Genomic DNA, 20210 nt, shown 5'->3' on the forward strand with positions numbered 1-20210 from the left:
GTTTTCTGCGTTTCCGCATCGGCGACGGTTATTAATATATCATGCAGTACATACAGGGTCAATACTTTTCACAAAAAAATTTCACATCCCGTTAAAAGCTTCAAAACATATTTTAAAAATCTTTATATCTTCCATTCATTTCTTTATCGATCTCCCTCCTATTCATATCTTATCTCTTTATCACGCCTACACATAAGTGAAAATTCTAAATTTTATGTTATATTATTGTTATAGGAGTTGGTGAGAATGAGTATTAAGTATTCAAACAAAATCAATAAAATCCGGACCTTTGCATTAAGTTTAGTATTTATCGGCCTCTTCATTGCATACTTAGGAGTCTTTTTCCGTGACAGCATTATTATTATGACAACATTTATGATGGTTGGCTTTTTAGCTGTTATCGCTAGTACTGTCGTTTACTTCTGGATTGGTATGTTATCTACGAAGACTGTACAAATTATTTGTCCAAGCTGCGATAAACCAACGAAAATGCTCGGTCGTGTCGATGCATGTATGCACTGCAATCAACCTTTAACAATGGATCGAAATCTAGAAGGAAAAGAATTTGATGAGAAGTATAATAAGAAAAGCTATAAATCATAGGTATATCAAGGAACGTACGAGTTTACAACACTACAGAAGTTTCAACTCATTAAAAAAGGTTGATTTCTTTGTTAAGAAATCAACCCTTTTTATCGTTCGTATTAAAGCTCCCGCTAGCTTATTGAGGAGAAAATTAACAGAAGGGTATTGACCTTTCTATCGCTTACTGTCTTCTCCTAAAACCCATTATGTCTATTCTTTCGAAATGACAGTAAACATCCCTGTCATGTTAGGCGCATAATTTTTAAAATCATACTTTTCGTAGAATGACGTTTTACCTTGTGATGCAAACAAACCAATAAATGCTTTATCGGGAGCATTCCGATTTAAGTATTCAACTAAAGCATTCATTATTTTCTTTCCAATACCATTCTTTTGATAATCTGGATGCACTACTATATCTTGAATATAGAAATAGATAGCCCCATCACCAACAATTCTCCCCATACCGATAATTCGATTATTATCATTGACTGTGATGCAGTAAATAGAGTTTTGAAGTGATGTTTCCACCACTTCAAAATTCATATAATTAGTCCACCCCACAGCGTCACATAAATATTTGTATTCTTCCAATGTTGGAATGTTATTTTTAATCTCATATCTCTTCAAAACGTGTCCTCCAAGACTTCATTTTCAGCAATATAAAGTAAATTCGACACATTTTTATATAACCCTCTTACTAACTTAAGTGCTGTAAACCCGTATTAGCCTGGCGCTACTCTTATATAATAAAGAAAGAGGTCGACGTAAAGCCGTCAGCCTCTTTCTTTATTATATATTACGCCTTATGACACTCTGGACAAACGCCATAAATTTCTAAGCGATGACTATTAATAACGAAGCCTGTCGTTTTCGCAGCTTCCTCTTCAAGCTGTTCCAAGCCCCCATAAGGAAAATCAACAATCTTACCACACTTTTCGCAAATTACATGATAATGTTGACTTGTAACATAATCAAATCTACTTGAAGCGTCTCCATAAGTTAATTCCTTTACAAGCCCAACTTCTTTAAACACACGTAGGTTATTATAAACAGTTGCAACACTCATATTTGGAAACTTACCTTCTAATGCTTTATAAATGTCATCCGCTGTTGGGTGCGTCATAGATTCCACAAGGTACTCTAAAATAGCATGACGCTGTGGAGTAATGCGTACACCCGTATTTTTCAGCATTTCTAGCGCTTCTTTTAATTCTTCTTTGACCACCGTCATGCACCCCGATTCTATACGGATTATTATTTTATAATTCTTATAAATAGTGTACTCCTTTTCTTATAAATCGTCAATATTTCTACTATAAGTATGTGGTTTATTTTTGTATATAGCCTTATTCTTATGTATCTTTCCCTATTTTTTATACATTTTGCATAGAAAAAAGTGCGACATAATCGCACTTGGAATACTATCATCTGAGGAGGTATGCCCTACACTTCACTTTATGTAAAATGGATAAATATGTATAGACACTTGCCTTACTTCTATATATTTTATCTTCACTACATACTTATTTTATATAAGAAAGAACGTCCTCAATATGTCCTTTTACTTTCACTTTACGCCACTCTTTTACAAGCTCACCATCTTGATTAATAAGGAATGTAGAACGTTCAATTCCCATATATTCTTTCCCGAAGTTTTTTTTCAATTTCCAAACATCATACAATTCAGCTAGTTTATGATCTTCATCTACTAAAAGTACAAATGGAAGTTCATGCTTCTCAATGAATTTCAGATGTCTGTTCGCTGAATCTGGACTTACTCCAAGAATAACCGTATCCTTCTCTTGAAATACTCCATAAGCATCGCGAAAATCACATGCTTCAGTTGTACATCCTGGAGTCATATCTTTCGGATAAAAATAAAGAACTACATTTTTCCCACGAAAGTCAGCTAAGCGAACTTGTTCTCCGTTACTTCCCTCTAGTGTAAATTCCGGTGCCATTTCTCCTACTGTAATCATTGTTATCACTCCTTCTCTTTCCCTTACTATAACAAATGCTACCTTATTTTTCATTGTCTATTACTGACCTCATCACAAAAGCAAACGGCAGTGTATATCCAATTAGTGCTTCTCCGATTGCAATCCATCTCCCTATTCCAATCGGAGCTATATCACCATATCCAACGGACAATAAAGTGACTGCACTAAAATATAAACAGATTTCAACAAGCTGAAAAGAGTGAGCAGTCAATCTTTCTCCATCTTCTTTCAAAACTGTAAAACCCATTTCCTCTAATACAACATAACTTAACCCAAACGCAATTAGTACTGTTGTATAAATCAAAAATAACGAGGCTAAATTATACAGCGAAAAAAAACGCGTTGAATCCGAATATGAACTCCATAATAATTGGACACTTCTTAAAATAGCTATTGCTGCAATTAATAGAATAAATCCCCATAACATGTCCTCCACCTCATTTTATATGTATGAGATAGGCGGCTGATTTATCCCATAGAAACGAACAAGCTTCTATAATTAATTCCCAGCACCACGGTACCTTTTTACCCCTTGATTCCAAAGAGTGATTGCAATCGTAAAACAGATCACACCAACGAGTGGTGTTGCAAATGCATAGCTATTCCACTCTGTTTTTCTTAAAAAGTATGCTGCTGGATATACTCCAACAAACGCAAACGGTAAAACAAACGTTAAAATAAAACGAATAACACGATTATAAATATCAACAGGATAGCGCCCATAATTCCCTATGTTATACATAAGCGGCATAATGGAACTTTTTGCATCCGACCAAAAACCAAGACTCGCAAGTGTAACAAATATCCCGCCGTATACAAGCGCTCCTCCGCCTACCATCAGTAAAAATAAGAAGAAATCATACCAGTAAAAAGATAACTGTAACTCCATTGCTGCATATGCCATTACAATAATTCCTGTAACGGCTCCAATTAAAGATTCAAGTTCCATTCTTTCTAATATAATTTGAAATAAGCTATGAATTGGTCTTGTTAACACACGATCCATCTCCCCTTTAATAATGTATCGATCATTAAAATCCCATATATTAAAGAAGGCTGAAAAAATGGCAAACGGTACTAAAAAGAAACCATAAATAAAGATTACCTCTTCTCGGCTCCATCCTTTTAACGCTTGTGTATGCCCAAATACAACTAAAATAAAGATTAAATTAACCGCTTGGAGTGATAAATCAGAAAGTAATCCAACGATAAAATCGCCCCTATATTCCAATTTCGTTTTTATATATTGACTTGCATATTGTAAAAATAATTTTATATATAGCATCCCATCATCCCCCTTGTACAATTAGACGTTTTCGCGCCGTTCTCCACATGAGTACAATTGGAATAATAAGTACGATTGCCCAAACTACTTGAAATACTAACGCCTCATACAACTCACTTCCCTGTATACCTTCTGAAAAAATCATACTCGGAATATAACTAATGGCTTGAAACGGTAAAAACATCATTGCTTTTTGGGCCCATAACGGATAAAAACTAATTGGTAATAATAGACCTGAAAATAAATCAATCACAACGCGTTTTGCATACATGATTCCACTATTATTAAATAGGAAGAACGTAAGCATTCCCGTCATTAAATTAATTTGTGTATTAATAATAAAACTAAATATTAAAGATAAGAAGAAATATAACCACGTTTGAAAATTCGTTGTAATTTGCAACGAAAACAATAACGTAACGATAACCATGCCCGGAATGGAAAAGAATGCAAAACGGAATATCCCCTCGCCAAGACCTTGCATAACTTTCATACCTAAATAGTTATAAGGACGAATTAATTCCACAGCCACACGGCCTTCTTGAATTTCCATCGCAATTTCTCTATCTATATTATTAAAATAAAAAGCACGTGCCATCCACGCGATTGCGATATACGTAGTCATTTGCGAAATAGATAAACTTTCAATATTCTCTTTTCCGCTATAAATTGCTTGCCACAAAAAATAATATGCACCGATATTAATTGTATAAATTAAAATCCCGCTATAATAATTTGTACGGTAGGCAAGCATCATTAAAAAGCGAATTCGAATCATTTCAATATACTTACCCATGCCTAATACCTTCTTCATAAATGTTACGAATAATTTCCTCTGTAGACACTTCATTAATTTTTAAATCTTTAATTTGAAAGGCTTGTACTACTTTAGCAATAAGCATTGAAATAATAACTTCTTCATTTGGTATTTTTGCAATCCACGCATTTTCTTCTTTCGCTTTTGACCAAACGACATGGCTATCAGGCATAACCATTGATAATTCCTGATATGAAACCGGGGCAACAAATTGGAAATGTATTTCTTTCTCTGCTCCCCACTGCGTGCGAAGATCATTTAAAGAACCGTCATACATAATGTTCCCTTCATCAAGCATGATAACGCGCTCACATAAAGCTTCAATATCCGTAATATCATGAGTTGTTAATAAAATTGTTGTTTTATAACGTTCATTCATCTCTTTTAAAAATTCACGTATTTTCAATTTCACAAGAACATCTAGTCCAATTGTTGGCTCATCTAAAAATAATAACGGTGGATTATGAATTAATGCCGCTGCTAATTCACAACGCATTCTTTGACCAAGTGATAACTTTCGAACCGGCTTATCTAATAAAGGACCAATATCTAACGTTTCAATTACGTGCTCCATATGTTCCTTATACTGAGCGTCCGATACACCGTACACTTTTTTTAGTAAACGAAACGATTCTTGTACCGCAATGTCCCACCAAAGCTGCGAGCGTTGACCAAAGACAACACCAATTGTTCTTACAAATTCTTCTCTTTGTTTATGTGGATTCATTCCATTTACTGTGATTTGCCCTGATGTCGGAGTCAAAATCCCCGTAAGCATTTTAATTGTTGTTGATTTACCAGCACCATTCTCACCGATATAACCAACCATTTCACCTTGCTTTACAGTAAAAGACACATCATTTACTGCTGGTACTATTTTATAATTACGATTTAATAAATCGCGAAATGCACCCTTTAAGCCCGGACGACTTGAATAGGCTGTAAACTCTTTACGTAACCCTTGTACCTCAATTACCGATTTCATAATCGGACCCCCTTCCTAAATGTCACAACGAATAGTTTACCCAACTGCCTGCGCTATCACAAACAATACGTCTTTTCGAAAAACATGTTAGAATAATACATAGATTTTTGTAAGGAGATGAATGGTAGTGAAATTCACAAAGTCAGAAGCATTACATAAAGAAGCTTTAGAACATATCGTTGGCGGTGTTAATAGTCCTTCTCGCTCTTTTAAAGCAGTTGGCGGCGGCGCTCCTGTTGCTATGGAACGCGGAAAAGGTGCTTATTTCTGGGATGTAGACGGAAATAAATATATCGATTATTTAGCAGCATACGGTCCTATTATTACTGGACATGCTCACCCGCACATTACAAAAGCAATTACAACAGCTGCTGAAAACGGGGTACTTTACGGAACACCAACAGCACTAGAAGTAAAATTTGCAAAAATGTTAAAAGAAGCAATGCCCGCTTTAGATAAAGTCCGCTTCGTAAACTCTGGTACTGAAGCAGTAATGACAACAATTCGTGTCGCTCGTGCTTACACAGGCCGCACAAAAATTATGAAATTTGCAGGTTGTTACCACGGACATTCTGATTTAGTACTTGTAGCAGCTGGATCTGGCCCTTCAACTCTAGGGACTCCTGACTCAGCTGGCGTACCACAAAGTATCGCTCAAGAAGTTATTACGGTTCCATTTAATAATGTAGACACTTTAAAAGAGGCATTAGATAAATGGGGACACGAAGTAGCAGCTATCCTTGTAGAACCGATCGTTGGAAACTTCGGTATTGTAGAGCCGAAACCAGGATTCCTTGAAAAAGTAAATGAACTCGTTCACGAAGCTGGTGCACTAGTAATTTATGATGAAGTTATTACTGCTTTCCGCTTTATGTATGGTGGTGCTCAAGACTTACTTGGTGTGACACCAGACTTAACAGCCCTTGGTAAAGTTATCGGCGGCGGACTTCCAATTGGCGCTTACGGAGGTAAGAAAGAAATTATGGAACAAGTTGCCCCGCTTGGACCTGCATACCAAGCTGGTACAATGGCTGGAAACCCTGCCTCTATGGCATCAGGTATCGCTTGTCTAGAAGTTCTTCAACAAGAAGGCTTATACGAAAAATTAGATGAACTTGGTGCAATGCTTGAAAAAGGAATTTTAGAGCAAGCGACTAAACATAGTATCGATATTACATTAAACCGTCTAAAAGGTGCTTTAACTGTATACTTCACAACAAATACAATCGAAGATTACGATGCAGCACAAGATACAGATGGTGAAATGTTCGGTAGATTCTTCAAACTTATGCTTCAAGAAGGAATTAACTTAGCCCCTTCTAAATATGAAGCATGGTTCTTAACGACAGAACATACAAAAGAAGATATTGAATATACAATTGAAGCTGTTGGCAGAGCATTTGCTGCATTAGCAAACAATAAATAACCCCATCATTAAAAGGAAAAAAGAAAGCACATCTTTCTTTTTTCCTTTTTTCTATTTCATAAATTCCTTATTAATAGTATAATTATTCATAATTATCTGTTTTGTTTTCCTTTTACATCCTTACTATCCTTGTATACAAGGCTGCTCACGCCTGAAATAGTAAGATTATTCAAACTTTCATAAGAGGGGGGATTGACGGATGCTCAATAAAAAAAATACATGGACACCGTCTTTATTTCGAGATTATAGAAATGCAGAACATGATGCGTGTGGAATCGTTTCCGTTATGGAGAAACGAAAAATTCCTACAAAAGAAAACATTGATCTTTGCATACGATCACTCGTCAAAATGAATCATAGAGCTGGTTTCATTAATGGAGAAGGCGATGGCATCGGTATTCACATTGATGTACCAAAAGCTCTTTGGAATGAAAAACTAAAAAGTAGCGGATATAATCCAACGATCGTGGATCATCCCCACTTTATCGTTGGACATTTTTTTCTAAATAAAAACGCAAATATAGTTAATTTAAAAAATCATATTCGCACACAACTAAACAACGAAAACTTTGCAATCCTTTTCGAAAGTGACGATGTAATAAACTCCGATGCACTCGGTCCACTTGGTAAACAAGAAGAACCTTTATTTTGGCAAGTTGCCCTGATCGCCGAAAATGAAGTTGCCAATATTGAGCAAACATTATTTTCTGTCACAATAAAAATAGAGGAAAACGAAGCGATTCATGTTGCTTCATTAAGTCGTGATCACGTTGTATATAAAGTTCTAGGTGCTGGCGATACACTTGTTGCCTATTACAATGATTTACAACACCCACTTGTCGCTTCAACTATGACATTAGGACATAACCGCTATTCTACTAATACATTATCTAATTTTTTTCGTGTACAACCATTTAGCATTCTCGGACATAATGGTGAAATTAACACAATTGCAAAATTACGCGATCAAGCTGAAATGATTGATGTACCACTTACCGCTGGGGGCAGTGACTCCCAAGATTTAAACCGCACCTTAGAAACTCTACTTGTTCAATACGACTACAGTTTATTTGAAGCAATGGAAATACTATTTCCACCAATTATTAATGAAATTAAACTTTATGAAACACATTTACAAGATTTATATACGTATATACGTGAAGCTTGGGGACATTTTGCACAAGGACCAGCTGGCATCATTTCTCGTTTTAAAGATGAAGCTGTTTTCAGCGTTGATTCCCTTGGCCTACGACCGGTATGGAAAGTGGAGACAGAGAGCTCTTATATTTTCTCTTCTGAGCCTGGCGTTGTATCACCAACTGAATATGTAGCAGAACCAAAACCACTCGCTCCTGGAGAAAAAATCGGATTAAAATGGAATGAACAAGATGAACTTGTTCTTTATGAATATGACAAATACCAAACTCAAGTATATAACCGTTTTAAAAAGCGAGTTAATACTACCGATTATCATTTAAACTTATCTACTCCTGAAACGAAAAAAATCCAGGGATTATGTGATTCTGTTCAAGTTGAAACGAAACAATACGTTGCTTTTGGATGGGATCGAGAACATATCCAACTCCTTGAACAGATGGCAACAAAAGGCGTTGAGCCAATTCGCTCACTGGGGCACGATTCACCACTTGCCGCACTTGATACGGATAGACGAAATATTGCTGACTTTATTAAAGAAAGCGTAGCTGTCGTTACAAACCCAGCAATTGACCGTGACCGTGAAATTGAACACTTCTCCACACGTACTGTACTTGGAGAACGCCCAAGTTTATTAAGTGGTGTGAAACAGCCATTTGTAGTTGAGATGCTTTCCCCCATTATTTTAGAAGGAAGCGTGGCACAATCCATTGCAGAAGATTTACACACAATTACGTACGAACAACTTACAGAGCTATTCATGACTCATAGCTCTATCACTACAATCTCTGCTACATTCAGCTCGCCAGAAACTTTGCAATGCGCATTAAACCGTATTAGTTCTGAAGCGATAGCTGCCGTTAACAACGGCGCTTCTCTACTAGTATTAGATGACGCGAAAGCCCATCTAAATGAACAATTGTGGATTGATCCGCATTTAGTTACCGCGAAAGTACATCAAGCATTAAGTGAAAATAAATTGCGCCGCAACTGCTCTCTCGTTATACGTTCTGGTGCCCTGCGCTCCCTACATGACATCGTCACGCTATACGGATTAGGAGCAGACAGTATTAATCCATATTTATTGTTCGCAACCGTAAATGATGGAACAAAAACACCAATTATGAATTTGTATACGGCCCTTAATAAAGGACTAGAGAAAGTCATTTCAACAATCGGAATTCATGAGTTACGTGGTTACGGACGTCTCTATTCATCTATTGGGTTACATGAGGAAATCGCAAATATATTACAAATTACAAATTTCCTCGGTTCAAATGATTTAGCTTTTTCACTTGAATCACTTGCTGAAGATGCAAGAATGCGCGCAGATGATTATAACAATCCGAAAGTTAGAATGCGAAAATCATTTCACATATTCCCGCGGATTTGGAAAGCCATTGGCGATGTTGCAAAGGGAAATCCTTATGATGATTACCGCGAAAAGTTAAGTGAATTAGAAAACAATAATCCAATCGCAATCAGACACCTTGTTCAAACGAAACAAGCAGAACATATCGTTCCAACTGAAGACGTATCCATTAGAATCCAAAATCATGATCTACCATTTATTATTAGTTCCATGTCATTTGGTTCTCAAAATGAAATTGCCTTTCGTGCGTATGCAGAAGCTGCCGATCAACTAAATATGATTAGTTTGAACGGTGAAGGCGGCGAAATTAAAGATATGATCGGTAAATACCCACATACACGCGGACAACAAGTTGCATCTGGCCGATTTGGAGTAAACGCCGAACTACTAAATTCATCAAATTTAATTGAAATAAAAATTGGTCAAGGAGCAAAGCCTGGTGAAGGTGGACATTTGCCTGGTTCAAAAGTAACAGCCAAAATCGCCGAAGCACGTAATGCTACAATTGGATCAGATTTAATTTCACCTTCTAACAACCATGATATTTATTCAATTGAAGACTTAGCTCAAATGATTACCGAAATTAAAACGGCTAATCAACTTGCAAAAGTAGCCGTAAAAGTTCCTGTCGTTCCTAACATCGGAACAATTGCTGTTGGCATCGCAAAAGCTGGTGCTGATTTCATTAACATTAGCGGGTTTGATGGCGGAACAGGTGCTGCGCGTATTCATGCATTGCAACATGTGGGTCTTCCAGTAGAAATTGGTGTGAAAGCTGCTCACAACGCTCTACTAGAAGCAGGGATGAGACATAAAGTAGAAATTTGGGCAGATGGTGGTATTCGAAGTGTAAGTGATGCCTTGAAAATTATACTCCTTGGAGCAAACCGTATTGGGTTTGGCACATTATCAATGATTGCAATTGGCTGTACAACTTGCCGCGGATGTCATTTAGATACTTGTCATGTTGGAATTGCAACACAAATTGAATCTGAAGCGCAAGCGAAAGAACATGGGCTACGCCGTTTCGTCCCAAGGGAATTAGAAGGTGCAGTTACTGGTTTAATACATTTATTCACCACTTTTGGCGTAGAACTAAAACGTTTAACAGGGCAGCTTGGTTATACAAATTTACAAGAAATTGTCGGGCGTTCCGATTTATTAAAGCAAGCTCGTGGCAAAGATTTATTAGACCTATGTAATTTACTGCAAACGATAGAATATCCATCTGTTACAAAAACAGAAGCCGTACCGGAAAAACAATTTGAAACAGTCCATTCTCTTCACTCAAAAGAATTAGTAGGCGTTGGCGTAGAACAACGCGTTATGGGTGGTCTAGAATCTTGTTATCGCGTTCGTAGTAAACTATATGAAGCTACTCAACTTGAACCACTTACATTAAAGTATACAAACGGCTCCATTCCAGGAAATGGATTAGGTGCTTACAATAGCGAGAACTTATTTATACACGTAAATGGCGGTGCGCAAGATGGCATTGGCAAAACGTCCTTTGGCGGTGGTATTTATATCACGAAAGCAAAAGGAAAAGATGGCGTATATTATAACGGTTCTGTCGGAAAAGGATTTGGATATGGCGCACAAAAAGGGGCACTTTATGTGCAAGGTAACGCCGACGCTCGCGCTGGTATTCGCCTTTCTGGAGCAGATATGATTATTGGCGGCAGAATGACAAAACCACTCCGCGAAAAAGAACAAGGAAACATTGGAGTATATTCGAATATTAAAGGTTTTGCTTTTGAATATATGACAAATGGGCGAGCACTTGTTTTAGGAGACCCTGGTCCGTGGATTTGTGCTGGTATGACTGGCGGTGTTGTTTATTTACGTCATGATTCAAACTTAGGTTTAACAGAACAGACCTTAAAAAGAAGAATCGCAAAAGGGGCTAATGTTACATTACAAGCAATTAGTAAACATGGTGTGCAAGATGTGAATGAATTATTGCTAGACTATATTCGTGTACTAAACGAGCACGAGCAATACGAAGAAGTTGCTTTATTAACACCATTATTAGATGATATTCAGCATCAGTTTTTTGAAATTATCCCGAAAAAAGAACAGGCTGATCCGTCTATCTCAACAGAGTGATATACACCCTTTTCACTTTCAATAAAAAATTGACGAAGTACACTTCTCATAGTAATCTATAGTAACAATTTGAAACCTGCTGAAATTCAGCAGGTTTTTTTACTAAAAATTGATGTTTAAAAAGAATTAGGAAAAATTATAAAATGAATCTTAATTTCTTTTAACGTCACTAAAATATCACTTGCTAACATATTGTAATGAATGTATAGTATCATGTTGTACATTCATTATGACAAGAGAAAGGATCTTATTTAGGGTATGAAACTTGGTGCTCGCATTTTAAAAACGGGTATTGCCATCACATTAGCTTTATTTGCTTGTATTTTACTTCACTTACCGAGTCCGGTATTTGCGGGAATCTCAGCTATCTTCGCTGTTCAACCGTCTGTATACCGTTCGTATTTAACTGCTCTTGAACAAATTCAAGCAAACGTCATTGGTGCGGTATTCGCTATCGTATTTGCTACTGCTTTTGGACATAATCCTTTTATTATTGGATTAACATGTATATTAGTAATTGCTCTTACATTACAATTACGATTAGAAAACACAATATCAATCGCTTTAGTAACAGTTATCGCCATTATGGAGTATCAAGGTGAAGATTTCTTTAGTTTCGCCTTACTTCGCTTCGCGACGATTATGATCGGAATTATTGCGGCTTCACTTGTAAATTTAGTATTTATGCCGCCAAAATACGAAACAAAACTTTATCATCGTATCGTTGATAATACAGAAGAAATTGTGAAATGGATTCGAATGAATAGCAGGCAAGCTTCTGACTTTACAACGTTAAAAACTGATATTGATCGTATGAAAGAAAAAATGATCAAACTAAACCATTACTATTTGCTGTATAAAGAAGAAAGAAGCTACACGAAAAAAGTAAAGTTCGCAAAAATTCGTAAGCTCGTTTTATTCAGGCAAATGTTAGCGACAACAAGTCGTGCTTTAAGTACTTTAAAGTCATTACATCGTACTGAAAATGAACTGCGCTATATGCCAGAAGAATTTCAAGAATCTATTCAAAACGAACTTGACTCATTAACGCATTATCATGAACAAGTTTTATTAAAATTTATTGGTAAAGCAAAGAAACAACAATCCGTTGAAATGCTGGATGAAGTTGAAACGGGTAAACAAGAATTAATTGATATCTTTATGGATTATCAAAACAAGGATGATGAAGAAGCATATAAAACATGGCTACATCTCTTCCCTCTTATTTCTGCAATTATTAACTATAGTGAAGAAGTAGAGCATTTAGATTTACTTGTGGATAGCTTCTACACATACCATAAACCAGAAACAGAACTTCAAATCGACGATAAAAAAGAAGACGAATAAAAAAACAGCTCCTTTTACGCTAAGGGAGCTGTTTCTGTTATATGTTGAAGTTGATATAAATTGTAATAAAATCCCCTTTTTTTCATTAACTCTTCATGAGAACCTGTTTCTTTAATTTCACCGTCTTCAATGTAAATAATTGTATCCACATGCGTAATCGTCGCCAATCGATGTGCGATTATAATCGTCGTCCGATCAGCCGCTAACGTCTGAAGCGCCTGCTGAATATATCGTTCGTTTTCTAAATCTAAAGCGGAAGTCGCTTCATCTAATATAAGTAACGATGGATTCTTTAGAAACACTCGCGCAATTGCTACACGTTGCCTTTGTCCGCCCGATAACTTCACACCACGTTCTCCAACGACAGTACCATAACCATCTGGTAACTCTATAATAAAGTCATGAATTTGCGCAGCTTTGGCAGCGGCGATCACTTCTGCCTCTGTAGCTTTCGGATTTCCATATAAAATATTTGCTCCAATTGTATCACTAAATAGCAAATTATCTTGCAGTACAATTCCAATATGACTACGTAAATTCCTCATATCATACTTTCTTACATCTATCCCATCTATATAAACGGCACCTGAAGAAACATCATAGAAACGTGGGATTAAACTAGCGAGAGACGACTTTCCTCCCCCACTCGCTCCTACAAGCGCTACCTTCTCTCCTGGCGACATAGTTAGCGAAAGGTTATGTAATATCTCTTTTTCATCTGAATTGTAATGAAAAGAAACATTATCAAATATAACTTCCCCATGTAATCTTTTCGTTTGTACCGCACTTGGTACATTAACAATATCGTACTTTTCATCTAACAGCTCAAAAACTCGATCCATCGATGCAAAAGACTGAGTTAATGTTGTAGATGAATTAACAAGACGGCGGAGCGGACTATATAAACTGTCCATATATCCGACAAAGGCAACCATAGTCCCTAGTGTTAACGAGCCTTGAATTACTTCATATGCCGCAAAACCAATTACAAGTAACGGTCCTAAATCCGTTAACGTATTCACTGCTGAAAATGTCCTTGCCGTCCAACTTGTATGCGTTAGTGCTTTCGTTAAAAATTCATTGTTTCTTTTTTCAAACTGCTTGCCCTCATACTCTTCTAAGGCAAAACTACGTGTCACTTGCATCCCTTGAATACGTTCATGTAAATATCCTTGCATCGTTGCTAATGCTTGCGAACGCTCTTTCGTCAATTTTCGAAGACGTCCAAAAAAATATTTCACTGCAACTACATAAATAGGTAAAATTAATAGCGCAACAAATGTTAATTTTATATTCATAGAAAACATTACGATAACGGCAATAGCAATTGTCGCAGTATCTAACCAAACATTCATCAAACCAGTAATTACAAAATCCTTTGTTTGTTCTACATCATGAATGACACGTGAAATAATCTCTCCTGTTTTTGTATTCGAATAATAGCGTAAACTCAACTTTTGTAAGTGACCAAAAATATGTTTCCGTAAATCATATAATATTGTATTCGCAATACGCTGCGCGAAATATTGGCGATAATATTCAATCGGCGGTCTTAATACTGCAAAAATAAAAAAGGCAATCCCAATTGCTGTTATTAATTGGGACGTTTTGTCTTGAAGTGACCCTCCGCCTTGAATTACATCATCGATAATATACTTTAATAACCACGGCATGATAAGCGGGATACCGAATTTAACTAGACCGATAACAATCGTAACGGCAATAAGCCACCGATATGGTTTAACAAATTGTAAATATCTTTTTATTCCTTGCACATAATCCCCCCCTCTAATAGGACAAACCTGCCGGGAAATTCCCTGCAGGTTTGTTTTAATTTCTGTACATTAAATATCTCTCATACCACATATCTACGAAATCCGGTGCGAATGGACCTTTCCTTTGATGAATCCATTGCGTTAATTGTGCTACATTTCGTTTTAAAATGGTGTCAATAACAGGTGGATACTGCATAATTTGACTATGTTTTTCATACTCATCTTCATCTAAAAGCGTATATGTCATATCTGGATACACTTTAATATCTAAATCATAATCAATATACTTTAATGCTTCAGAATCATATGCAAAAGGTGAGCTTAAATTGCAATAATAGTATACTCCCTCTTCCCTTAGCATCCCAATCACATTAAACCAATAATTGGCATGAAAGTAACAAATCGCAGGTTCACGAGTAATCCATGTTCGGCCATCTGATTCTGTCACTACTGTACGATCATTCGCTCCAATCACAAGACTCTGTGTCCCTTTTAAAATCGTTGTCTCTTCCCACATTCTATGAATGGAGCCGTTATGTTTATAACTATGTATTTGTACTTTTTCTCCTTCTTTGGGAAATCCCATATATGCTCCCTTCTTTCAACTGCAAATGCCCTTTGAACTGCATTCACTTTTTTTCTATTATAACTTTTTTGTCGAAATTTTAAAACTAAAGCGACAAAGCTTTACTTTTAAAATGAATACACCAATCCTCTTAAGAGGTGTGGACTTCCGCTGCATTACTCATAAAGTTAAGCTTTAATTAAAGCAAGCTCCCCGCAATGATTATTGGAACTCACCAATCAGGATAATAGAAAAAGTCCTTCCTTATTTCCATGTAAAGAAGGACCTTTAACCTGAAAACACAGTATATCTTATCCTAAATTTGAAATCATTTTTTCAGTTTCAAAAGATTTAATCACACTATTCGTTTGCTTTTCGAATTTTTCATGTAATAGCTTTAATGCTACCTCTGTTCTATATATTTCTTGGCGAATAAAATGTAAGTCTTTTTTATCGCACGTATCCTTTTCACTCATTTCGATTTGCTGATATTTCTCTAAATGTGATTGCAATTTTAACAGCTCATCCATCGTTTCCAACTGTTCTCCCACCAACTTATCAAAATCGTTCATTACTTACCCCCTTTTAAATTCCTATTACATATTTCTAATCGTGAACTTATTTCTCCTTTGACTACATTTGTTGACTTATTAGAAGTTATGTCGTTCACGTTCTTTTCATTACAATGACCCACTCACAAAGAAAACACTTCTCTCGAATTAGAGAAGTGTTTTTCTTTCGTTACTGATTTGAACTAGAAGATTGTGATTTTTTTGCAGCTGCTTTCGCATTTTGTTTTTGCACAGCATGCACATCTGTTTCAGTTGCAAACTCAGTACCATAACTAGCATTCGCAGCTTGAGCACCAGAAGCTTGTGCTTTCTTTGCAGCTGATTGTGCGTTTGCTTGTTTTACTGCTTGTACATTTGTTTCAGTTGCAAATTCTGTACCATAGCTAGCATTTGTACTTTGAATGCTTGCACCAGAAGTTGCTTTATTATAACCTTGTTGTTTTTTACTCATCTTTCTCACCTCCACAATCAATAATGTAACCAATTCACTTAGAAGCTATCCGTAATTTTCTTTTAAAAAAATTCTGCATATATCTCTCATCACTCATTCAAACTATAGAAAATGGAGGTGGAAATATGTATATAGGACGCGATATGACTGAACTAACGATGGTTTCAAAAAGTGAATGGAAAGAAGATGAATTAGCTTATTTTCATCATTCATTACAACAGATTCTGCCTTATTTAAATGCTGAGGGTCAAAGTATTTACAAAGAAATTGTAATAGAAATTGAAACAAGAGGCGGCTTACAAGAAGATGAGGCTAGTTGGACTCATGGGACAAAAATTTCTTACGATTAAAAAAGTGTTCCCAATCTAGGGAACACTTTTTTATTTATTGCATTGTAATTTTCTCAACGCAATTTTCATAAATTGTACGATGCGATTTTGAGAAAGGTAACTGTTCAAACGCTTCTTTCGATACAAATTTCAATGTATCTGTTTCAACAATATCACCAGTTACTTTTCCGTAAAATACGAATATATCCCAAGTACGATGTGTAAACGTATGTTGTACATTCATTGCGTACTCCTCAATAGAAATTGAGAGCTCAAATTTTTCTTTCATATAATCTATAAGCTGTTCCTTCTGATTTCGAATTCCTTCACCAAGTTCAATATTCGGAAATTCCCACATATTAGCTAATAATCCGGTACCCGGACGCTTATTAATTACGTAACGACCATCTTCAGTTTGAAGTACTCCTGCAACGAGCGGTACCATTGTAGGAGCTTTCGCTTTACTTTTTACTGGCAATTCTTTTTGAACACCTTCAGCATATCCCCTACAATGCTCACGTACAGGACAAAGTAAACAAGATGGATTTTTTGGGATACAAATCAATGCGCCTAGCTCCATTAATCCTTGATTAAAATAAGAAGGGTTTTCTACCGAAATAATTTCACGTACAATCTCTTCAAACACTTTTCTAGTCTTTTGCTTTGCAATGTCATCCCATACAGATAAAATACGAGATAACACACGCATAACATTCCCGTCAACCGCGGGCTCTGGTATACCATATGCAATACTTAAAATAGCACCTTTTGTATATGGTCCTACTCCTTTTAGCTTTTCAATTTTCTTTACATCGCTCGGTACTATCCCGCCGTATACTTCTTTTACCTCTTTTACGGCCGCATGTAAATTCCGTGCTCTAGAATAATATCCTAAACCTTCCCATGCTTTTAATACTTCTTCATCATCAGCATTTGCTAAAGCTTCCAGCGTAGGAAACTTCCCCATAAAATTTGCGTAATATGGTTTTACAGCTTCTACTCTTGTTTGTTGTAACATAATTTCCGAAACCCAAACGCGGTATGGATCTTTATTTTTTCGCCACGGTAAATCGCGTTGCTCTTCTTCAAACCAACCAATTAAATCATTTTGGAACTGCTCTATGTTAAACTTATTTAATATTTCAAGTGTCAAACTTGATCCCCCTCATTTTTTTGCATATAAGTACTATTATAAAGATTTTAGGAAAAAATTTAAGTAAGACGACATAGGAAATAGAAGGCAAAGGACTTGAGGTATCGAATAAAAAGAGTTACATTAATAAAAAACGGAGGTGGATTTCTATGGACACAGCCACTCACCTTGTTATGGGCGTTACTCTAGGCAGTTTGGCAACATTAGATCCAGCCATAGCACAAAGTGATATTGGACCACAAGCAGTTATGCTTGCTACAATTGCAGGTTCCAATATTCCCGACATCGATACAGTTTTAAAATTACGTAATAACGCTAAATATATAAGAAATCATCGTGGGATTACTCATTCCATTCCAGCAGTAATTCTTTGGTCATTCCTTATAAGTGGCATCTCTTTCGCCTTCTTTTCAGACGCTCCCTATCTTCATCTACTACTTTGGTCATTTATCGCCGTCTTTCTTCATGTCTTTGTAGATATTTTCAATGCTTATGGTACACAAGCATTACGGCCATTTACAAAAAAATGGGTAGCGCTCGGCATAATCAATACGTTTGATACTGTCATTTTCTTTATCCATATGCTAGCGATTGCTTGCATGCTCGTAGGTTCCCATAAAGGGTATACTGCCTTAGCAGCATATATATTGATGATTGTTTACTACATTGGACGAATTATGATGCACAGAAATATACGTAGCGTCGTATACAAACGTTTCAATCACGTCGAGAAGATAATCATTTCTCCTTCTTACCGTTTTTATCATTATCATTTAGCAATCGTTACAAACGATTCTTACTACGTTGCTAGATGGCATCGTGGTAATATCATGATATACGATAAGTTCGATCGAGTACCGTTCCCAGATAATGCTATTATGCGCGCCGCTAAACAAGATGAAAACATATCAGCGTTTTTATCTTTCTCCCCTGTATATCGCTGGGATATTTTCGATTACGATCATTATTACGAAGTGCGATTCATTGATTTGCGATATCGAAGTAAAGATTATTATCCATTCGTCGCAATCGTTCAACTCGATCACAATTTGAATATTATTAGTTCCTATACAGGATGGATTTTTAGTGAAGAAAAACTTCGAAAGAAGCTGGATTTACTTCCACATTAAAAAAAGCGACTTAAGTCGCTTTTTTTAATGCTTCAAATGATCTTCTTGATTAATTAAATGGCTATACTTCGGATTATTTGTACGCATTTCATGAAGACGCGCTCCATGATTATTAATCCATGTTCGTACCACTTGTTCCGTCATTTCATCACCTTGGTAACGACCTGATTTCGCATAAGTTGTTTGAAAATCTTCCCACAGTAATTCCACCCATGCACGAGCTTGTGCGTAAGAAAGCTTATCATTTTTATCTAATAGTTCTTTCGTTAATGCTTCATAAATATCATTCATGTTCTAATCTCCTTTTACCTATTTATCCCTTCATTTCTAAAGGATAGTTTCTTCTGTTTTGCACATTCTATAAGTGATACTTCTTAAAGAGGTATCAACTGATGATGAGGAGGGCGTTCGCAATGGGTAAACAAGCCGAATTTTGGTCTGAGTCAAAAAACAACAGCAAAATCGATGGTCAACCGAAAGCGAAATCACGCTTCGCTTCGAAACGACCTAACGGCACAATTAACACGCACCCACAAGAACGTATGCGTGCTGCAAATCAGCAGGAAGAGTAGTACAAATTAAATTAACTTCCTACACGAGGTGATAAAGATGAGCTACCGTGATCGTTTAGATAGTCGTTCTGAATTATTTAACCATACGTGGACTCGTCCGAAACATGCAAAAGCGCAAGTTAACGGACAGACGCAACAGACCCAGTCTCTCATTATATTGGCAAACGAATGTAAAAAACGCCAATTTTAGATTCTCCTATCTCCTTTAACGCCTACCAAGATGAAAACCAGAGAGATATTCGCTCTCTGGTTTTTATTTTTCTTGCAATAAAGAAATTGGTATTCCAATCTCTTCATTATCATTTTGCTTATGTCCCCAAGCAAATACCCCATTGAAATACGTAATTTCAAATAATATACCAGGTTCTTCTACTAATTCATATGTCTCACCAATATGGAATTTGTTTATATCAGTCATGTAAGCACGAGCCATTGCCATCTTTCTCATTAATACATCGAATTCATTCACAATTCCAAGTTGCTCGGCCTTTATTGCTTGCTCCTTCAAAACCCCAATTTCTTCCCTTAGCTCATGTTGTGTCATTTCACTGTAGCGTTTTGGCATATTCATCTTATTCC

At 36.3% G+C, this 20210-nt stretch carries 22 protein-coding genes; 8 read left to right on the forward strand and 14 right to left on the reverse strand.

Features of this window, described 5'->3' with window-relative positions; translation table 11 throughout:
* The first annotated feature begins 246 nt into the window (after positions 1-246).
* Positions 247-603 (forward strand): YgzB family protein, encoded by a 357-nt coding sequence (locus COE49_RS17245; RefSeq protein ID WP_088231693.1) that lies wholly within the window; start codon positions 247-249, stop codon positions 601-603.
* 192 nt (positions 604-795) lie between these two features.
* Here the strand turns inward: COE49_RS17245 and COE49_RS17250 are convergent, their stop codons facing one another.
* The 7 genes from COE49_RS17250 to COE49_RS17280 all read right to left on the reverse strand — a co-directional run bounded on the left by COE49_RS17250 (position 796) and on the right by COE49_RS17280 (position 5675).
* Positions 796-1215 carry a GNAT family N-acetyltransferase gene (locus COE49_RS17250; RefSeq protein ID WP_088231694.1) on the reverse strand — a complete coding sequence of 140 codons (420 nt, stop codon included), beginning with the start codon at positions 1213-1215 and terminating at the stop codon, positions 796-798.
* Between the two features lie 169 nt (positions 1216-1384).
* On the reverse strand, positions 1385-1813 hold the full coding sequence (gene perR, locus COE49_RS17255; RefSeq protein ID WP_000237831.1) for a peroxide-responsive transcriptional repressor PerR: 429 nt from the start codon (positions 1811-1813) through the stop codon (positions 1385-1387).
* 298 nt (positions 1814-2111) lie between these two features.
* On the reverse strand, positions 2112-2567 hold the full coding sequence (bcp, locus tag COE49_RS17260; protein ID WP_088231857.1) for a thioredoxin-dependent thiol peroxidase: 456 nt from the start codon (positions 2565-2567) through the stop codon (positions 2112-2114).
* A 43-nt stretch (positions 2568-2610) separates the two neighbouring features.
* Positions 2611-3015, reverse strand: a complete 405-nt coding sequence (locus tag COE49_RS17265; RefSeq protein ID WP_088231695.1) for a potassium channel family protein — start codon at positions 3013-3015, stop codon at positions 2611-2613.
* Positions 3016-3087: 72 nt separating this feature from the next.
* A complete protein-coding gene (locus COE49_RS17270) occupies positions 3088-3873 on the reverse strand; it encodes an ABC transporter permease (RefSeq protein ID WP_088231696.1) in 786 nt (261 codons plus the stop codon).
* 4 nt (positions 3874-3877) lie between these two features.
* Entirely contained in the window at positions 3878-4669 is a 792-nt protein-coding gene (locus tag COE49_RS17275; protein ID WP_088231697.1) for an ABC transporter permease, read from the reverse strand.
* Entirely contained in the window at positions 4662-5675 is a 1014-nt protein-coding gene (locus tag COE49_RS17280; protein ID WP_088231698.1) for an ABC transporter ATP-binding protein, read from the reverse strand. The genes COE49_RS17275 and COE49_RS17280 overlap by 8 nt, the downstream gene beginning before the upstream one ends.
* A gap of 121 nt (positions 5676-5796) precedes the next feature.
* Here COE49_RS17280 and hemL point away from each other — a divergent pair, with 121 nt between their 5' ends.
* The 3 genes from hemL (at position 5797) to COE49_RS17295 (ending at position 13084) form a co-directional block, all read left to right on the forward strand.
* Entirely contained in the window at positions 5797-7101 is a 1305-nt protein-coding gene (gene hemL / locus COE49_RS17285) for a glutamate-1-semialdehyde-2,1-aminomutase (RefSeq protein WP_088231699.1), read from the forward strand.
* Positions 7102-7300: 199 nt separating this feature from the next.
* Complete coding sequence (locus COE49_RS17290; RefSeq protein WP_098945974.1) at positions 7301-11737, forward strand: glutamate synthase-related protein; 4437 nt, start codon at positions 7301-7303, stop codon at positions 11735-11737.
* Positions 11738-11995: 258 nt separating this feature from the next.
* Positions 11996-13084, forward strand: coding sequence for an aromatic acid exporter family protein (locus COE49_RS17295; protein ID WP_088231701.1), 1089 nt, complete (start codon positions 11996-11998; stop codon positions 13082-13084).
* 14 nt (positions 13085-13098) lie between these two features.
* Here COE49_RS17295 and COE49_RS17300 read toward each other — a convergent pair whose 3' ends face one another.
* From COE49_RS17300 to COE49_RS17315, 4 genes are all read right to left on the reverse strand, one after another.
* Entirely contained in the window at positions 13099-14859 is a 1761-nt protein-coding gene (locus COE49_RS17300) for an ABC transporter ATP-binding protein (protein ID WP_098945975.1), read from the reverse strand.
* 55 nt (positions 14860-14914) lie between these two features.
* Positions 14915-15445, reverse strand: coding sequence for a nucleoside tri-diphosphate phosphatase (gene ntdP, locus COE49_RS17305; RefSeq protein WP_000506628.1), 531 nt, complete (start codon positions 15443-15445; stop codon positions 14915-14917).
* 290 nt (positions 15446-15735) lie between these two features.
* The gene (locus COE49_RS17310) at positions 15736-15996 is read right to left on the reverse strand and encodes a YgaB family protein (protein WP_000997587.1); all 261 of its coding nucleotides are present in this window, start codon (positions 15994-15996) and stop codon (positions 15736-15738) included.
* Between the two features lie 169 nt (positions 15997-16165).
* On the reverse strand, positions 16166-16447 hold the full coding sequence (locus COE49_RS17315) for a gamma-type small acid-soluble spore protein (RefSeq protein WP_088231703.1): 282 nt from the start codon (positions 16445-16447) through the stop codon (positions 16166-16168).
* 125 nt (positions 16448-16572) lie between these two features.
* Here COE49_RS17315 and COE49_RS17320 point away from each other — a divergent pair, with 125 nt between their 5' ends.
* Positions 16573-16797, forward strand: a complete 225-nt coding sequence (locus COE49_RS17320; protein ID WP_140417422.1) for a hypothetical protein — start codon at positions 16573-16575, stop codon at positions 16795-16797.
* Positions 16798-16831: 34 nt separating this feature from the next.
* On the opposite strand, the gene mutY is transcribed toward COE49_RS17320, so the two are convergent.
* Positions 16832-17929 carry an A/G-specific adenine glycosylase gene (gene mutY / locus COE49_RS17325; protein ID WP_098945976.1) on the reverse strand — a complete coding sequence of 366 codons (1098 nt, stop codon included), beginning with the start codon at positions 17927-17929 and terminating at the stop codon, positions 16832-16834.
* A 149-nt stretch (positions 17930-18078) separates the two neighbouring features.
* Between mutY and COE49_RS17330 the strand changes: the two genes are divergently transcribed.
* Complete coding sequence (locus COE49_RS17330) at positions 18079-19059, forward strand: metal-dependent hydrolase (protein ID WP_088231706.1); 981 nt, start codon at positions 18079-18081, stop codon at positions 19057-19059.
* Positions 19060-19083: 24 nt separating this feature from the next.
* Here COE49_RS17330 and COE49_RS17335 read toward each other — a convergent pair whose 3' ends face one another.
* The gene (locus COE49_RS17335; protein ID WP_060629438.1) at positions 19084-19350 is read right to left on the reverse strand and encodes a YfhJ family protein; all 267 of its coding nucleotides are present in this window, start codon (positions 19348-19350) and stop codon (positions 19084-19086) included.
* 122 nt (positions 19351-19472) lie between these two features.
* Between COE49_RS17335 and COE49_RS17340 the strand changes: the two genes are divergently transcribed.
* Entirely contained in the window at positions 19473-19631 is a 159-nt protein-coding gene (locus tag COE49_RS17340; protein WP_000517891.1) for a small, acid-soluble spore protein K, read from the forward strand.
* 37 nt (positions 19632-19668) lie between these two features.
* Positions 19669-19821 carry a YpzG family protein gene (locus tag COE49_RS17345; RefSeq protein WP_000122093.1) on the forward strand — a complete coding sequence of 51 codons (153 nt, stop codon included), beginning with the start codon at positions 19669-19671 and terminating at the stop codon, positions 19819-19821.
* A gap of 63 nt (positions 19822-19884) precedes the next feature.
* Here COE49_RS17345 and COE49_RS17350 read toward each other — a convergent pair whose 3' ends face one another.
* Positions 19885-20202 carry a YfhH family protein gene (locus COE49_RS17350; protein ID WP_088231707.1) on the reverse strand — a complete coding sequence of 106 codons (318 nt, stop codon included), beginning with the start codon at positions 20200-20202 and terminating at the stop codon, positions 19885-19887.
* Positions 20203-20210 lie beyond the last annotated feature (8 nt).

Source organism: Bacillus sp. AFS029637, from assembly GCF_002584985.1.
In the GTDB taxonomy this organism is placed as follows: domain Bacteria; phylum Bacillota; class Bacilli; order Bacillales; family Bacillaceae_G; genus Bacillus_A.

Bases quoted from the DNA above. Each gene is read 5' to 3' on its own strand.
- COE49_RS17245 (WP_088231693.1), top strand. From the start codon at position 247: ATGAGTATTAAGTATTCAAACAAAATCAATAAAATCCGGACCTTTGCA.
- bcp (WP_088231857.1), bottom strand. From the start codon at position 2,567: ATGATTACAGTAGGAGAAATGGCACCGGAATTTACACTAGAGGGAAGT.
- COE49_RS17265 (WP_088231695.1), bottom strand. From the start codon at position 3,015: ATGTTATGGGGATTTATTCTATTAATTGCAGCAATAGCTATTTTAAGA.
- COE49_RS17270 (WP_088231696.1), bottom strand. From the start codon at position 3,873: ATGCTATATATAAAATTATTTTTACAATATGCAAGTCAATATATAAAA.
- COE49_RS17275 (WP_088231697.1), bottom strand. From the start codon at position 4,669: ATGGGTAAGTATATTGAAATGATTCGAATTCGCTTTTTAATGATGCTT.
- COE49_RS17280 (WP_088231698.1), bottom strand. From the start codon at position 5,675: ATGAAATCGGTAATTGAGGTACAAGGGTTACGTAAAGAGTTTACAGCC.
- hemL (WP_088231699.1), top strand. From the start codon at position 5,797: ATGGTAGTGAAATTCACAAAGTCAGAAGCATTACATAAAGAAGCTTTA.
- COE49_RS17290 (WP_098945974.1), top strand. From the start codon at position 7,301: ATGCTCAATAAAAAAAATACATGGACACCGTCTTTATTTCGAGATTAT.
- COE49_RS17295 (WP_088231701.1), top strand. From the start codon at position 11,996: ATGAAACTTGGTGCTCGCATTTTAAAAACGGGTATTGCCATCACATTA.
- ntdP (WP_000506628.1), bottom strand. From the start codon at position 15,445: ATGGGATTTCCCAAAGAAGGAGAAAAAGTACAAATACATAGTTATAAA.
- COE49_RS17310 (WP_000997587.1), bottom strand. From the start codon at position 15,996: ATGAACGATTTTGATAAGTTGGTGGGAGAACAGTTGGAAACGATGGAT.
- COE49_RS17315 (WP_088231703.1), bottom strand. From the start codon at position 16,447: ATGAGTAAAAAACAACAAGGTTATAATAAAGCAACTTCTGGTGCAAGC.
- COE49_RS17320 (WP_140417422.1), top strand. From the start codon at position 16,573: ATGTATATAGGACGCGATATGACTGAACTAACGATGGTTTCAAAAAGT.
- COE49_RS17330 (WP_088231706.1), top strand. From the start codon at position 18,079: ATGGACACAGCCACTCACCTTGTTATGGGCGTTACTCTAGGCAGTTTG.
- COE49_RS17335 (WP_060629438.1), bottom strand. From the start codon at position 19,350: ATGAATGATATTTATGAAGCATTAACGAAAGAACTATTAGATAAAAAT.
- COE49_RS17340 (WP_000517891.1), top strand. From the start codon at position 19,473: ATGGGTAAACAAGCCGAATTTTGGTCTGAGTCAAAAAACAACAGCAAA.
- COE49_RS17345 (WP_000122093.1), top strand. From the start codon at position 19,669: ATGAGCTACCGTGATCGTTTAGATAGTCGTTCTGAATTATTTAACCAT.
- COE49_RS17350 (WP_088231707.1), bottom strand. From the start codon at position 20,202: ATGAATATGCCAAAACGCTACAGTGAAATGACACAACATGAGCTAAGG.